Origin of the sequence: Cupriavidus necator N-1, assembly GCF_000219215.1 — a bacterium.
In the GTDB taxonomy this organism is placed as follows: Bacteria; Pseudomonadota; Gammaproteobacteria; order Burkholderiales; family Burkholderiaceae; genus Cupriavidus; species Cupriavidus necator.
Genome location: NC_015727.1, coordinates 1,032,732 through 1,046,358 on the forward strand (window position 1 = coordinate 1,032,732; position 13,627 = coordinate 1,046,358).

13 protein-coding genes are annotated in these 13,627 nt (G+C 58.2%); 6 read left to right on the forward strand and 7 right to left on the reverse strand.

Annotated features, from left to right (window positions below; genetic code table 11):
* The first annotated feature begins 4 nt into the window (after positions 1 to 4).
* On the forward strand, positions 5 to 940 hold the full coding sequence (locus tag CNE_RS34650) for a LysR substrate-binding domain-containing protein (RefSeq protein ID WP_013959425.1): 936 nt from the start codon (positions 5 to 7) through the stop codon (positions 938 to 940).
* 12 nt (positions 941 to 952) lie between these two features.
* On the opposite strand, the gene CNE_RS42530 is transcribed toward CNE_RS34650, so the two are convergent.
* The 5 genes from CNE_RS42530 to CNE_RS34670 all read right to left on the reverse strand — a co-directional run bounded on the left by CNE_RS42530 (position 953) and on the right by CNE_RS34670 (position 5,396).
* Entirely contained in the window at positions 953 to 1,615 is a 663-nt protein-coding gene (locus CNE_RS42530) for an alpha/beta hydrolase (RefSeq protein WP_080569652.1), read from the reverse strand.
* A gap of 38 nt (positions 1,616 to 1,653) precedes the next feature.
* Entirely contained in the window at positions 1,654 to 2,646 is a 993-nt protein-coding gene (locus CNE_RS34655; protein ID WP_041229086.1) for a succinylglutamate desuccinylase/aspartoacylase family protein, read from the reverse strand.
* A 118-nt stretch (positions 2,647 to 2,764) separates the two neighbouring features.
* Complete coding sequence (locus tag CNE_RS34660; RefSeq protein WP_013959427.1) at positions 2,765 to 4,231, reverse strand: aldehyde dehydrogenase; 1,467 nt, start codon at positions 4,229 to 4,231, stop codon at positions 2,765 to 2,767.
* A gap of 30 nt (positions 4,232 to 4,261) precedes the next feature.
* Positions 4,262 to 4,858, reverse strand: coding sequence for a thiamine pyrophosphate-dependent enzyme (locus CNE_RS34665; RefSeq protein ID WP_013959428.1), 597 nt, complete (start codon positions 4,856 to 4,858; stop codon positions 4,262 to 4,264).
* Positions 4,859 to 4,862: 4 nt separating this feature from the next.
* Positions 4,863 to 5,396: a thiamine pyrophosphate-binding protein gene (locus CNE_RS34670; protein ID WP_041229303.1), complete on the reverse strand. Its 534-nt coding sequence runs from the start codon at positions 5,394 to 5,396 to the stop codon at positions 4,863 to 4,865.
* Positions 5,397 to 5,524: 128 nt separating this feature from the next.
* Between CNE_RS34670 and CNE_RS34675 the strand changes: the two genes are divergently transcribed.
* From CNE_RS34675 to CNE_RS34695, 5 genes are all read left to right on the forward strand, one after another.
* Positions 5,525 to 6,454 carry a LysR family transcriptional regulator gene (locus CNE_RS34675; protein WP_013959430.1) on the forward strand — a complete coding sequence of 310 codons (930 nt, stop codon included), beginning with the start codon at positions 5,525 to 5,527 and terminating at the stop codon, positions 6,452 to 6,454.
* A 279-nt stretch (positions 6,455 to 6,733) separates the two neighbouring features.
* Positions 6,734 to 7,474 carry an aspartate dehydrogenase domain-containing protein gene (locus CNE_RS34680; protein WP_049800730.1) on the forward strand — a complete coding sequence of 247 codons (741 nt, stop codon included), beginning with the start codon at positions 6,734 to 6,736 and terminating at the stop codon, positions 7,472 to 7,474.
* Positions 7,475 to 7,648: 174 nt separating this feature from the next.
* Positions 7,649 to 8,560: a LysR family transcriptional regulator gene (locus CNE_RS34685; RefSeq protein WP_013959431.1), complete on the forward strand. Its 912-nt coding sequence runs from the start codon at positions 7,649 to 7,651 to the stop codon at positions 8,558 to 8,560.
* A 315-nt stretch (positions 8,561 to 8,875) separates the two neighbouring features.
* A complete protein-coding gene (locus CNE_RS34690) occupies positions 8,876 to 9,862 on the forward strand; it encodes a Bug family tripartite tricarboxylate transporter substrate binding protein (RefSeq protein WP_013959432.1) in 987 nt (328 codons plus the stop codon).
* A 24-nt stretch (positions 9,863 to 9,886) separates the two neighbouring features.
* The gene (locus tag CNE_RS34695; RefSeq protein WP_013959433.1) at positions 9,887 to 11,641 is read left to right on the forward strand and encodes an IlvD/Edd family dehydratase; all 1,755 of its coding nucleotides are present in this window, start codon (positions 9,887 to 9,889) and stop codon (positions 11,639 to 11,641) included.
* 516 nt (positions 11,642 to 12,157) lie between these two features.
* Here the strand turns inward: CNE_RS34695 and CNE_RS34700 are convergent.
* Together CNE_RS34700 and CNE_RS34705 are read right to left on the reverse strand one after the other, a co-directional pair.
* Complete coding sequence (locus CNE_RS34700; RefSeq protein WP_013959434.1) at positions 12,158 to 12,628, reverse strand: RidA family protein; 471 nt, start codon at positions 12,626 to 12,628, stop codon at positions 12,158 to 12,160.
* A complete protein-coding gene (locus tag CNE_RS34705) occupies positions 12,618 to 13,598 on the reverse strand; it encodes a threonine ammonia-lyase (protein ID WP_013959435.1) in 981 nt (326 codons plus the stop codon). The genes CNE_RS34700 and CNE_RS34705 overlap by 11 nt, the downstream gene beginning before the upstream one ends.
* Positions 13,599 to 13,627: the final 29 nt, after the last annotated feature.

Here is a 13,627-nt window from a genome sequence, read left to right on the forward strand (position 1 = left end):
TCACATGCATTTCGATTTCGCTGACCTGAGGCTCTTTGCCCGTATCGCCGAAGAGGAGAACCTGTCTCGCGGAGCAAAAAAGGCCTTCCTTTCTCCGGCAGCGGCTAGCGCAAGGCTCAAGGCGCTGGAGGAGCAGCTAGGAACACGGCTCTTCTATCGGGAAAGCAAAGGCTTGGCATTGACACCAGCCGGTGGGCGGTTGCTGCGGCATGCCCGAGTTATCGAGCGTCAGTTCGAGCATGTCCGAAGCGAATTCGAAGAGTTCTCGAAAGAGTCAGTCGGTCATATCCGAATTTTCGCCAATACAACTGCGGTAACGGAGTTCATGCCAGAGGTCCTGTCACGTTTTCTGGCAGAGCGGCACGCTGTGACTGTAGACCTGCAGGAGCGCTTGACACGCGACATCATTCGTGGGGTGCTCGATGGCAGCGCCGATCTGGGCATCATTTCTGGACCAACCAACTCCGAGGGGCTCGAAGTCATCCATTTCAGCACCGACAAGCTCGTACTAGTAACGCCGGTCGGTCACCCCCTCACGCTCAAGAAAGGCGTCTGCTTCGATGACACCCTTGACTATGAACATGTCAGTCTTCACGAAGGTAGTACACTGCATGCCTTCCTTACTGACCTCGTGCGTGACCAGCGGCGCAAGCTACAGATTCGAATCCAGATCAGAAGCTTCGAAGCAGCTTGCCGAATGATTGAGGCTGGCGTGGGCGTCGGCATCTTGCCGCTGTCGGCCGCTCTCCGGCACCGTCGGACCATGAAGCTCGCAATTATGGAGTTGCCCGAACCGTGGGCAATTCGCGAGCGGACAGTCATTGTGCGAGAGCTGGAGGGACTTCCCAGTTGCGCAAAGGCTCTTATCGACGCCCTTATCGAAGCTGCAGAGACTGCTGGCGGTAGCCCAGATGACGCTGCGGAACGAGGCTTACTGTAGCATCTCGAAGAACTACATCAAGTGTGGAACGTGGTCCACGTAGGCTCCCACTAGGCGCGCCAGAGCGCCTAGCTTTCCGGTGAAGAAGTGGTTTGCAGAGGGGATCACCACGACAGGCAGCCCTTGCGGCCTGGCCCAGTCAAGAACGGCGCTAAGGAGCACACGTTCGTCACGTTCGCCGTGAATGACTAGGCTCGTAGCAGGAACGTTCGGAGTGTCATACGAACGCTGCCCTTCGACAACAGCCCACGGAGCTCCTGCCAGGACTACGAAGGGTGTCTCGGCTCCTTGACTTCGAAGCAACTCTGCCACTCGAGCTATCACATAAGCACCAAATGAGAAGCCTGCAAGAACTAGGGGCAAGCCGGGGTGTGCCTGTCGGTACAGCGACACCACTCCCAATAAGTCGGTTGCCTCGCCGACTCCCGCATCGTGGACTCCCTCCGTTCCCCCCACCCCACGAAAGTTAGGCCGGACTGCCACAAACCCGCGCGCGGTGAGCGTCTTCGCAAAGACATGAGGCACCTTGTGCTCAGCCGACCCGCCCTGCAGGGGATGTGGGTGCGCAACTACAGCAATGCCGCGAACCGTTGACTGTGGCGTGTCAACAAGAAGCTCGATATTGCCGACGTGGCCTTCGACCAGGGTTCTCTTGGAAGCGATGGGGAAACTCATGGTAGCTGCCTGTACTGATTTGCCTATCGTGAGGCCCCCTACAGCGGTTTTCCGAGATGATAGAGACAGTCGCCGATCTCACACATCGCGAGCGCGCGCTCGCAGACCACAATCCCGTCTGCGGAGAAATATACGGACTCAGGCTTTCTTAGCGGCGTCTCGGGAAAATGAATTTTACCTGCGCATTCGCCCTGCTTCACTTCGCTGCCAAGAGTGACTGCGCCATCGAATATTCCCGCGGCAGTGGCATACACGTAGCACTCACGGTCCACTGATAGGAACTCGACAGCCGCAGGTGGTGGCAGTTCGCCAGCCTCAATCACTCCCAATCGGCCGAGAACTCGCCGTACCCCATCCTCACACAGCTCGCTGTAGGCAGGGTGAATCCATGCGCGCCCACCCAACTCGGTGCCTAGGCGGGGAATACCCCGGCGCGCCGCGGCCTCGGACGAACTCCCCGCTCCTGGAGCGGAAGATAACATCAAGCCATAAGGCGCCCCGAATGCCATCATATGAGCTCTGCGCTCCTCCTCTGACACCGCACCTGTCGACATGACTGATGTGGTCGCGGGCAAGTAGTTCAAAGACGCGCCGCCGCTATGGAGATCGAATATGAAGTCGGCACGCGTCATTAGCTCCGTTTCGATGAAATGGGCAATCATTTCGGACGGAGTGCCATCAGGGTCGCCCGGATATAGGCGATTCAGGTTTCCCTGGTCTATTGGTGAGACGCGTTGCCCTGCCCTAGCGGCGGGATAGTTCGCCATCGGAACGATGATGAGATGGCCGACCAAGTCGTTCGCATCCAGCTCTTGCGCCAGACGTGTCAGGGTCACCTGACCCTCGAACTCATCTCCGTGTGTCCCAGCCATAAGCAGCACCGTTGGTCCGGGTCGACCTCTAATACTGACAATCGGAATCGGCAGTGAGCCGTAGGCTGACCTGTTTACCGAGTACGGAAGCTTTGCGTAGCCGGCGACTTTCCCCGACGCATCGAGGTCGACGTCCAAAGAAATCTTACTTTTTGCCATTCTATTGTTGGGGGAGCACCGGTTCTTGATTGGCGCTATCGAAATCGGCCGCGCAGCCCAGCAGCTTGGATGTACTTTCTCCCAGCTGCCGGGCTACGGCCAACGAAGACCCGAACCCTTACCGAATAGTGAACGGATTGCCTGTCGGCGCGCCCGTATTGACCCAAACGCTTTTCGTCTGCAGGTACGACTCGATAGCAGCCATACCATTTTCGCGACCAAGACCGGAGTCCTTGTAGCCACCGAACGGCGACATGAAGCTGACAGCTCGATACGTGTTGACCCAGACCGTACCCGCTTGAATGCGCTCGGACATCCGGAACGCGCGCCCAATGTCTCCGGTCCAGACGCCCGCACCAAGTCCATAGCAGCTGTCGTTGGCCATTGCGATGGCTTCGTCCTCGTCCTTGAACTTCAAGATTGATAAGACCGGGCCGAATACTTCTTCCTGGGCGATGCGCATCTTCGGCGTAACGTCCGAAAAGATGGTCGGCTCGACAAACCATTCGCCGCAACTAGCTGGCTTACCGCCGAGCAGCAGCTTCGCTCCTTCGCCTTGCGCAATCTCAATGTACGACAGTACCTTCTCGTACTGAGCAGGTGTGGTAATGGGTCCAACCTGCGTAGAAGCCTCCATCGGATTGCCAAGCTTCGCCGTGCGAGCCAGAGCAAGCAGCTTTTCCACGAAAGCGTCGTGAATGTCTTCCTGCAACAGAAGGCGGGAGCCTGCAATACAGGTCTGGCCGCTGGCCGCAAAGATGCCGGATACGGCTCCGTTGACCGCGTCATCCAGGTTCGCGTCATTGAACACGATATTCGGCGACTTTCCGCCGAGTTCCAAGCTGACGTGTTTGAACTGCGCAGCGCACTGCTGGTTGATAACTCGGCCAGTTGCATCGGAGCCCGTAAACGTGACCTTCTTTGCCAGCGGATGCGTCACTAGAGGAGAACCAACCTCTCCGCCGAAGCCCGTCACGACGTTGAAGACGCCCGGCGGGAAGCCTGCGTCTTGGAACAGGACCGCCAGTTCCAGCGCCGAGACCGAGGTGAACTCCGAAGGTTTCACGACCACCGTGCAGCCTGCAGCCAGGGCCGGAGCAATCTTCCATGCCAGCAGCATGAGCGGCGAGTTCCACGGGGTGATGGCAGCGACTACACCCAAGGGCTCGCGTCGCGTGTAGTTGAAGTATCCCTTCTTGTCCAGCGGAATGACCGACCCTTCAACCTTGTCTGCCAAGCCTCCGAAGTAATAGAACCACTGCGGCAGATACTTAAGCTGTGCGCTCATTTCCGCCAAGAGCTTGCCGTTGTCCTGCACTTCGAACGCGGCGAGCCGGTCGGCGTTCGCGGCAATGAGGTCGCCAAGTTTTCGCAGCAAGGCGCCACGCTGGGTCGCTGTCATGTCGGCCCAGGGTCCCGAACGGAAGGCCCGATCAGCAGCCTTCACTGCACGGTCGACGTCGGCTTCACCGCCCCGAGCCACTTCGGCCCAAGGCTTGCCCGTGTAGGGATTTTGGGTTTCAAACCAACGACCGTCGGCTGCATTGCCGAAGGCCCCGTCGATGAACATTGGATACTGCTTCATGGCGCGATGCTTCCCCGTGGATTGGCAGGCTTAGAAGGTTTCGAATCCGAGGTGCTCACGGAAGCGGTTCTTCACGTACACACCATCGCGCGGAGGCAGGGCTCGCTGCGGCTCTTCGGTCGAGATGTAGACCTGAGCCACCGTGATGCCGTGGCCCTTCTTGATTTCTTGAGTCAGCTTTTCGAGCTCGCTGATGTCGGAGATCTCTAGCGTCGTCGGTACGCCGACCGCCTTCGCCACTTGGGCGAGGTTGGTGCCGAGGCTGGTGTGGCTCTGCTGCATCCCGGTCTCACCGAAGTGACCGTTGTCCAGTACCACGATGTTCAGGTTGTTCTGCTTTTGGGCGGCTGCAGTGGCCAGGCTACCGATACCCATCAGCTGCTCGCCGTCGCCGGTAATCGCAATCACGGTCTTGTCGGGCTGAGCAATGGCCAGGCCGAGCGCGAGCGACGTGGAGCCGCCCATTGCACCCCACAGGTAGAAGTTGCTCGGGCGGTCGCCAGCGGCGAAGACGTCATACGAAGGCGAGCCGAGACCCGTCACGACGAGCGCATCGGGAAACTGCTTCAGGAGTTCGGCGACGAACTTGCGGCGGTCAATGCCGGTCTTGGAAGTCGGGGTAGTCATAGCTTCAGCGAATCCACTTTTTGCGGCCAATCAGGCTCTGGGACAGGAGGACAGCAACACGGTTGCCGGCGTCGAAGGCGGAACACAGGCCAGCGTCAATAAGTTCAGCAGCTTCATCCGGGGAATTCACGCGGTACACCGTGATGCCCATCAATTCCAGTGCCCGCTGCGTCGCCAATCCCATCGAGTTTTGCCAGGGATTGAACTCAGCGTATTCACCCCGCATGGTCACCAGCGTGAAGAAGGGGAACTTGCAACTATCCAGCAGCGAGAACATGTTGACGCAGTTGCCTACGCCGCTGCTCTGCATCAGCAGCACTGCTCGCTGCCCGCCGAGCCAGGCGCCGCTCACTACAGCAACACCTTCTTCCTCGGTGGTAAGCACAACGTCCCGGATTTCCGGGTCCGCTTTTGCGCGCTTGATGACGTGGGAATGGCCGGCGTCCGGGACGTACGCCACCTGTTGAACATTGTTTTCCTTGAGGGCCTGGAAGATGGCCTCTTGCCACGCAAGTGGCTCAGAGTTGGAACTGGTCATAGCGTTGGATGAGAGCATGTGGGTGACAACGCTGCTATCATAGAATTGACTGGCGTTGATTCTGAAATAGAATTAGCTGATGCCACCAATCACCAATTTGGATACCTCTTTGCGGGACCGCTAGGCACATGGATATCAAGCAACTTCGCGTTCTCTTGGCAGTCGCCGAGACAGGTAGCGCTACCCGAGCTGCCGACCTTCTGCGCATCGTGCAGCCGGCGGTATCCCGACATGTACGACTGCTCGAGGAAGAGCTTGGCGTAGAGCTTTTCGAGCGTGAACGACATGGCATGGTCTTAACCGAAGCCGGCCGCACCCTGGTCGAATATGGGCGACGGGCACTTCAGGAGCTTGACCGAGCGAAGGCTGAGATCACGCCCACAACAGGAGTCCTCACTGGTACTGTTGCGATTGGCCTATTGCCGAGCACGTGTGAGTTGCTGGCCGCCGAACTGGTTGCTACCGTGAAGTCCAAGCATCCACAGATTGTGGTTCGACTCAATGTGGGCTATGCAGGCAATGTGCTCCAGTGGCTTGAAGCTGGCGATATCGAGATTGCGCTGCTGTATGGCACGAAGGCGTCAAGCACCCTTCATGTGGAGGCGCTGCTGGACGAACAACTCTACCTGATTGGCCCACCTGGTTCGCTTGAGCCAGGCTCCGAGCAATCTGTCGATAACATGCGCGACCTCCAGTTCGTGCTTCCTAATGCGCCTCACGGCCTTCGTAGCGTCGTTGACCATGCTTGGGCCGTTGCGGGCATCAGCCCGACGGTCGGGGTGGAAACCAACTCTCTGAGCGTTCAGAAAGCTTTGGTTTCAAAGGGCTTCGGGCATACGGTCCTCCCGAGCTCCGCAGTCTCGGAGGAAATGGAAAAAGGCACGCTTTCCGGCGCGCCGATCATCTCCCCCAACCTTTCTCGGCGCATTGTGCTGGCGCAGGCAGCAGGCCGCCGCCTGTCACCGGCATCCAGCGCCGTGGCAACTGAACTCGTCGCGCTGATTAGACGCTTGGTTCTCGATGGAGCATGGCCCGGTGCCTCATGGGTCGGTACTTAACCAATTTAGACCCGCCAACCACCGCGGTTTGCGTCGCGTGTCGCAAACCTACTTCCGCCGCATGTTGGTCTCATGGCGAGCGTCCCATCACATATTGTGATGCTGCCAGAGCAAAATAGCATTTCTTGATATTTGACGGCGGGCGTAAGATGGCAAGTTGGGCCACAGATGGCGCCCGGATGTACTTGTAGCAGTACCCAACTGAGTTCGCACGAAACTCGTTGGGAGGATGCCCCGAGTCGCCGTCCATCGGAGCCAACTGCTACAAGGAACTTACCGATGAAAGTAGGATTTATTGGCGCGGGACGCATCGCTCGTTCCGTAGCGGATGCCCTTATTGTCGCGGGGCATGACGTTGCCTTCGTTCTTTCCAGGAACTCGCAGAAGGCGAAGGAAAGATTTCCGGAGACGAGCTGCATTTCATCGATGGACGAACTGGATGCCTCGGACATCAGGCTCGTCATCGAAGCCGCATCCGCAGAAGCGATTCGCGAGCATGGCCCGAAAGTCCTGGAAAGATTCGACTTCGCAATTCTTTCTACGACAGCTTTGTCGACGCCTGCGATTGAGACCTCTCTAACCGAGGCGGCTCAGGAACATCGCACGCGTTTGCATCTCCTGACTGGCGGCATTGTGGGCCTCGATGGACTTTCCGCCGTTCGGTCAAGTCTGGAGGCAGTAGAAATTGAGACGGTAAAAACGCCGGCAGCCTGGGGAATAGAGCCTCACGAAGGTCGGAAAGTCCTTTTTGATGGTTCCACCAGGGAGGCGTGCGAAGCCTTTCCGCGTAACGTGAACGTGCATGCCAGCGTCGCTCATGCCTCCTTAGGTTTTGACCAATGCCGTAGCCGTTTGATATCGGACCCTAGCACCCCGGCCTTGACGCAAAACCTACGTGTGGCGGGGCCCGACTTCGGATGGACGATTCAGCTTCATTCGCAGTCAATCGGGGGAGTCACCGGCTCGCTCACTCCTCGGTCTGTCGTGGGAAATACGCTTCGATTGCTTGATGCACTGTAAGCCAGTTCTACACTGGTCAAACTGTCACGCCTAGGAGTTCAGCGCCCTCGCCTGGTAGCAGCAGGGACCATGGGATGTCCTCGTTACCGTCGGGGCTCTGCCAGGTAAGCATGCCCTGTCTACCACGTCATTTGGTATTGGGCCATCCTCCCCAAAAGGGCTCTAGTCGAACACATGGACACACTTCAGCTGCAAAGCTTCGTGATGGTGGTGGAAATGGGTTCGCTCTCGGATGCCGCGAGAAAGTTAGGAGTAACGCCCGCTGCAGTCGGCGCTCGTATCAAGGCCCTTGAGCAAGAATTGGGTGTCCCGCTGGTCAAGCGCACTGGCCGATTCGTGAAACCGACTCTCGCGGGCACCAACATTCTGGAGCGCAGCCGCAGCGCGCTCCGAGACTTGCGTGACCTGCGCACAGCGGCAAATAGCGGCGCGTCAACAAGCGAACTTCGGCTTGGTGTGTTTCCCACCGCCATGACGAGCCTGCTGCCACCGGTTCTGAAGCGCCTTTATACCAAGCAGCCGGACCTCAAAATCCTAGTCACATCAGGAACGTCTATAGAACTCTGCCGGAAGGTGGATGATGGTACTTTGGACGCCGCGATTGTAGTTGAACCGCAGTTCTTGCTTCCAAAATCCTGCGATTGGCGTGTATTGGTTGAAGAACCGCTGGTCCTCGCAGTGCCCCGAGAGCTAGCCAGCGGTGATGCGCACGAGATTCTACGGACGCAGCCCTTCATCCGCTATGACAGGACACTCCTCGGCGGACAACTGGCCGAACGATATCTCCAGGAACACTCCATCGACCCTCACGAGCGATTGGAACTCGACAGCGTTCTCGCTATTGCGGCGCTAGTGGACCAAAGGCTTGGCGTCGCACTTCTCCCGGACTGGGCGCCGCTTTGGGGAATGGGAATGGATATCGCCCGGATTGACCTGCCCCACCGTCCTCCGACGCGACGAGTCGGCTTAATTTGGGCTGTTCATGGATCCCGCGTTCCCTTGGCACAGGCATTCTTCGCAGAAGCCAAGGCAGTCTTTAGCGAACCGAGTGAGCGTCGGCCAAGCAAGTCAAACCGCCCTCACTGAGCCCACTGAGCCCTCTTGCTTAGCACGCACCCAAGACGCCGTTTCCCAACGTTTGAGCGATCCGCGGCGTCCCCGCTCCTCCTGCCCCAACCTGCATGGCAGGTGACTTCCGATGACTTTCCAAAATATCTGAAGCTGCCATCCTCCGGATTTGGCCGTGGCAGGCCTGCGCAGCTGAGAATTTAAAAATTTTATGATGTCTTTATCGCAGCAATAGGTTCTCCGGTTAGCTAGACCGCCCACAATACCCCCTGAAAACCAGAAGGGTTGCGACGCCTCGTGGCGCGCTCGACGCACGTAAAAAACGGAGACAACATGCGAAAGACTCTCTTCCGCCGGAACCTTGGAACGGTCATGGTCGTTGGCCTGACGTTCGCTGCTAACGCTTATGCGGCATATCCGGAGAAGCCCATACGACTCGTTGTACCGTTTCCTCCAGGCGGTGCGACAGACGTTATCGGACGAATCATTGCCAATAAGCTCGGCACGGAGCTAGGTCAACAGGTCATCGTGGAGAATCGGGCTGGAGCGACTGGGACTATAGGTGCCGAAGCTGCGGCCAAGGCACCCGCCGACGGTTACACGCTTCTCATGGGCACGCTGACGACCTACTCGACCATGGCGATTCTCGAGAAGGGACAGCTGCGATATGACTTACTGAAGGATTTTACTCCGATCATGGTCGTCGGTTCGGTCCCGCTTGTGGTCGTTGTTAGTCAGAAAGTGCAAGCAAAGAGCCTCAAGGAGCTAATCGATTTTGCAAAGGACAATCCGAATAAGATTTCCTTTGCTTCGTCGGGCCCCAGTTCCGTGCAGCGAATGGCAGCAGAGATGCTGCAAAAGGAAGCAAATATTCACCTGCTTCATGTTCCCTACAAAGGGAGCGGTCCCGCCATGACCGATTTGGTTGGGGGGCAAGTTGACATGATGATTGAGACAGTCCCCGCCGCCCAGTCCTTCGTGAAAAGCGGGAAGTTGCGTGCACTCGCCGTAACCGTTCCGACTCGCGTGTCAATGCTGCCAGACACGCCGACGGCAAAGGAAGCTGGCCTCGACACATTGGATGTCAGTTCCATGTTCGGCGTGCTGGCCCCCGCGGCAACGCCCGCCCCCGTTGTCGAGCGCCTCAATAGCGCACTTGCTAAGGTGCTCGGCAGCGTGGAGGTTCAGAGTCAACTGCAAAAGCAAGGCGTTTATGCACAGACGCCGTCCAGTCCGAGCCAATCTGCTGCGCAGCTTCGAGGTGAACATGTCCGGTGGGAAAAGCTCATCAAGGACGCCCGTATCACTGCAGACAACTAGCGCGAACTAACTCCGAAAGCAATCATGAACACAGACGACAAAGATACCCCAGGAACGTCCGGTCCGCGCGGCCTGCGCCAAGGACTCACGAACTATGGAGACCAAGGCTTTTCCCTTTTTCTGCGTAAAGCGCTTATCAAGGGCGCCGGTTACACTGACGACGCACTGGACCGGCCTGTTATTGGCATCGTGAACAGCGGGAGTTCTTACAACCCCTGTCATGGCAATATGCCCGCTCTCCTTGAGGCGGTGAAGCGAGGCATCCTTTTCGCGGGCGGTCTTCCGATGGATTTTCCGACGATTTCCATACACGAAGTCTTCTCGTCCCCGACGAGCATGTACCTCCGGAACCTGATGTCGATGGACACGGAGGAGATGATTCGCGCCCAGCCGATGGACGCGGTCGTCCTCATTGGCGGATGCGACAAGACGGTTCCCGCCCAACTGATGGGTGCGGCCTCGGCGGGAATTCCGGCCATCCAATTGATAACCGGTTCGATGCTTACTGGCGCGCACAGAGGGGAGCGCGTCGGAGCCTGTACTGACTGCCGTCGCCACTGGGGACGTTTTCGCGCCGACGAGATTGACGTCGATGAGATCGGCAGTATCAACAATCAACTCGTGGCCAGTGTCGGTACTTGTTCGGTAATGGGCACGGCGAGCACCATGGCGTGCATCGCAGAGGCACTGGGCATGACTGTTCCGGGCGGTGCATCGCCTCCCGCGGTTACGGCAGACCGTATGCGCGTCGCGGAAATGACCGGCACGCGGGCCGTCGCCATGGCACGTGAACGATTGACCATCGACAAGATTTTGACGCCTGAGGCCTTTGAGAACGCCATGCGAGTCCTGCTCGCAATCGGAGGTTCAACGAACGGCGTTGTACACCTTGCAGCAATCGCAGGGCGTGCCGGGATGGAAATCGATATGGCGGCTTTGGACCAAATGAGCCGCGAAACTCCGGTACTGCTGAACCTGAAACCGTCCGGCGAGCACTACATGGAGGACTTTCACAAGGCTGGTGGGATGGCGACGTTGCTGCGCATCCTCAAGCCACTGCTGCGCCTCGAGGCGATGACCGTCACTGGTCGAACTTTGGGTGAAGAAATCGAGCACGCGGGCCCCGAATTCAAGCAAGACGTAGTGAAGTCTCTCGATAATCCGATATACCCGCAAGGTGGTATTGCAGTGCTGCACGGCAACGTCGCACCGGGTGGCGCCATCATCAAACAATCCGCGGCCAACGAATCCCTGATGGAGCATGAAGGGCGTGCCGTGGTCTTCGAAAACTCAGGAGACTTGATGAACCGCGTCGATACCGAAGACCTGGACGTTCAGCCGGACGACGTTCTCGTTCTGAAGAACATCGGCCCCAAAGGAGCTCCTGGTATGCCGGAAGCCGGGTACATTCCCATCCCGAAGAAACTGGCTCGCCTCGGGGTTAAGGACATGGTGCGGATATCCGACGGGCGTATGAGCGGCACTGCATTCGGGACTATCGTTCTGCACGTCACTCCCGAAGCCGCAGTAGGCGGACCTCTGGCATATATCCAGAACGGTGACCGAATTCGTCTGAGTGTGAAGTCGCGGGAAATTAGCGTCCTCATCTCCAATGAAGAGCTTGAAAACCGCCGACAGCACAAGCCGATCATCGAACCCAAAGCGGACCGCGGTTATCGCAAGCTCTTTTTAGAGTCGGTTCTGCAAGCGGATAAGGGGGTCGACTTTGACTTCTTGCGCGCGGTGAATATCAGCACCAAGACGCCCCCGTCAAAATAGGATGGAGGCGCGGCCCGCCGGCACCCCCCGCGAAAGTGAACGGGGAGCACGGGACGAAGGTTGTCGCGAGTGGGGCATCGGGCTTCGGTCTACTGCCCCACTCGCCATTCAACGTGGCTCAACACTAGAGAGCCGCTCTTGAGTTGGCACTCGTCAGCGGGTGGTGGGATCCAAGTGTATGCAATGTTCGGCCTAGACGTACATCCCTAGCGCATGGGGAAGCGAAGCTACCAGGGTACGATGAGGCGCTATAATAAGGCTGTCGTCGCGGATTGAACCTCGAGGGGACCCTCGGTTTGTGTTCGTTTGCACTGCGGGCAACCAGGTTGGCATAGCACCGCAAAGCCGACACATGCCGACTAGCGCGCGGAAGTAACTCCTATATGCAACAACGGTTTGCCAACTATCGCAGCGCCGCTAGCTGATACAGGCGACCTGATATCGGCGCGCAAGATGGAAGGCGGCGTCGGTGTCGGCCACGCCGACACCGAGCACCACCAATTTTGCTTTCAGGAACTAGGCAGACCCGTCGCGCACCAGGAAGATTGCTTCGACTTCAACGACCATCCCGTGCGGGAGAGATGCCATCCCGACCGCTGAACGCGCATGGCGCCCAGCATCGCCGAAAGCAGTGGTCAGCACTTCGGAGAAGCCGTTGATCACCTTCGGGTGAAGAGTGAAGTCGGGCGTGGCATGAACCATGCCGAGAGCCTTCAGCACGCTTTCCACTCTGTCCAGGTCGCCCAGAGCAAGCTTGACCGTGGCCAGCATCTGCAAAGCAACTTGACGTGCGGCTTCGTAGCCCATCGCTACATCTTCGCCTGCTGACAGGCATCCGATGACATAACTGCCATCTGGTCTGCGCGGGCCATGACCAGACACATACAGCACATTTCCGGCGATACGAAATGGCACGTAATGCTCGGACGGCGGAATGGGGCTCGGCAGACTCAGGCCGACCGCCGCTAGTCTGGCTTCAGGATGCATTGAGGGCTTGTATGAAGATTGAGGGGTCGACGTTGCCGCCTGAGCATACGATCGCGACCGATTTGCCTTCGAAGTCCGCTTTGCGCCGCAGAACGGCTGCTAGTGTGGCTGCACCCGCGGGCTCAAGAACGAGCTTGAGGTAGCGAAAGGCCATTGACATTGCATCGAGAACCTCCTCATCGGAGACGCTGAGGCCCCTCGGTTCGCATGCCCCAAGCACTTGCGACGTGCGGGTTCCAACAATGGGGCCGCTCAATCCATCCATCACCGTTGGGGGGCCGGCGGGGCGCTTCTGTGGTGCACCTTCACGCAGGGAAGGCGCCATCTTCTCCAGGCCAGCGGGCTCGACAAAGAAGCACTGAAGGTCTGGGTAGACATGCTTCATGGCTGTGGTGGTACCCGATGCCAGGCCACCACCGCTGCAAGGCACAACGAACGCGTCCGGTCGAATGCCTTGCTCATCGAGTTGCTCAGCCAACTCCAAACCTGCCGTACCCTGACCGGCGATGATGTCGTAGTCGTCGAACGGCGGTACCACGAGCATATTTCGCGGACCGGCAATGCTACGGCCGACCTCTTCACGGTCCTCGGTGTTGGGATCGTACAGCACGATCTCGGCGCCCCACCAACGACAATTCTCAATCTTGATGGCGGCGGCGTCCTTCGGCAGCACGATGACTGCAGGGCATCCAACTTCGGCCGCGGCTGCTGCGACGGCATGCCCATGATTTCCCGAGGAGAACGCTACGATTCCACGTTTCTGGATGTCGGAGGGTAGCGAAAGCAACTTGTTTAGAGCACCGCGATACTTGAAGGCGCCAGTGCGCTGCAAGGATTCGGCTTTCACGAGCACCCGGCATCCCGCGGCCTGGTTGAGCATCGGCGACTCAAGTACGGGTGTGCGAACGACACGTCCCTTCAGCCGGTCAGCCGCCTGTTGAATATTTGAAAAGGAAAATGAGTCTTGCATGGCAATATTTTATAGAAATTTATTCTTTA

Bases quoted from the DNA above. Each gene is read 5' to 3' on its own strand.
- CNE_RS34650 (WP_013959425.1), top strand. From the start codon at position 5: ATGCATTTCGATTTCGCTGACCTGAGGCTCTTTGCCCGTATCGCCGAA.
- CNE_RS42530 (WP_080569652.1), bottom strand. From the start codon at position 1,615: ATGAGTTTCCCCATCGCTTCCAAGAGAACCCTGGTCGAAGGCCACGTC.
- CNE_RS34655 (WP_041229086.1), bottom strand. From the start codon at position 2,646: ATGGCAAAAAGTAAGATTTCTTTGGACGTCGACCTCGATGCGTCGGGG.
- CNE_RS34660 (WP_013959427.1), bottom strand. From the start codon at position 4,231: ATGAAGCAGTATCCAATGTTCATCGACGGGGCCTTCGGCAATGCAGCC.
- CNE_RS34665 (WP_013959428.1), bottom strand. From the start codon at position 4,858: ATGACTACCCCGACTTCCAAGACCGGCATTGACCGCCGCAAGTTCGTC.
- CNE_RS34670 (WP_041229303.1), bottom strand. From the start codon at position 5,396: ATGACCAGTTCCAACTCTGAGCCACTTGCGTGGCAAGAGGCCATCTTC.
- CNE_RS34675 (WP_013959430.1), top strand. From the start codon at position 5,525: ATGGATATCAAGCAACTTCGCGTTCTCTTGGCAGTCGCCGAGACAGGT.
- CNE_RS34680 (WP_049800730.1), top strand. From the start codon at position 6,734: ATGAAAGTAGGATTTATTGGCGCGGGACGCATCGCTCGTTCCGTAGCG.
- CNE_RS34685 (WP_013959431.1), top strand. From the start codon at position 7,649: ATGGACACACTTCAGCTGCAAAGCTTCGTGATGGTGGTGGAAATGGGT.
- CNE_RS34690 (WP_013959432.1), top strand. From the start codon at position 8,876: ATGCGAAAGACTCTCTTCCGCCGGAACCTTGGAACGGTCATGGTCGTT.
- CNE_RS34695 (WP_013959433.1), top strand. From the start codon at position 9,887: ATGAACACAGACGACAAAGATACCCCAGGAACGTCCGGTCCGCGCGGC.
- CNE_RS34700 (WP_013959434.1), bottom strand. From the start codon at position 12,628: ATGCATCCTGAAGCCAGACTAGCGGCGGTCGGCCTGAGTCTGCCGAGC.
- CNE_RS34705 (WP_013959435.1), bottom strand. From the start codon at position 13,598: ATGCAAGACTCATTTTCCTTTTCAAATATTCAACAGGCGGCTGACCGG.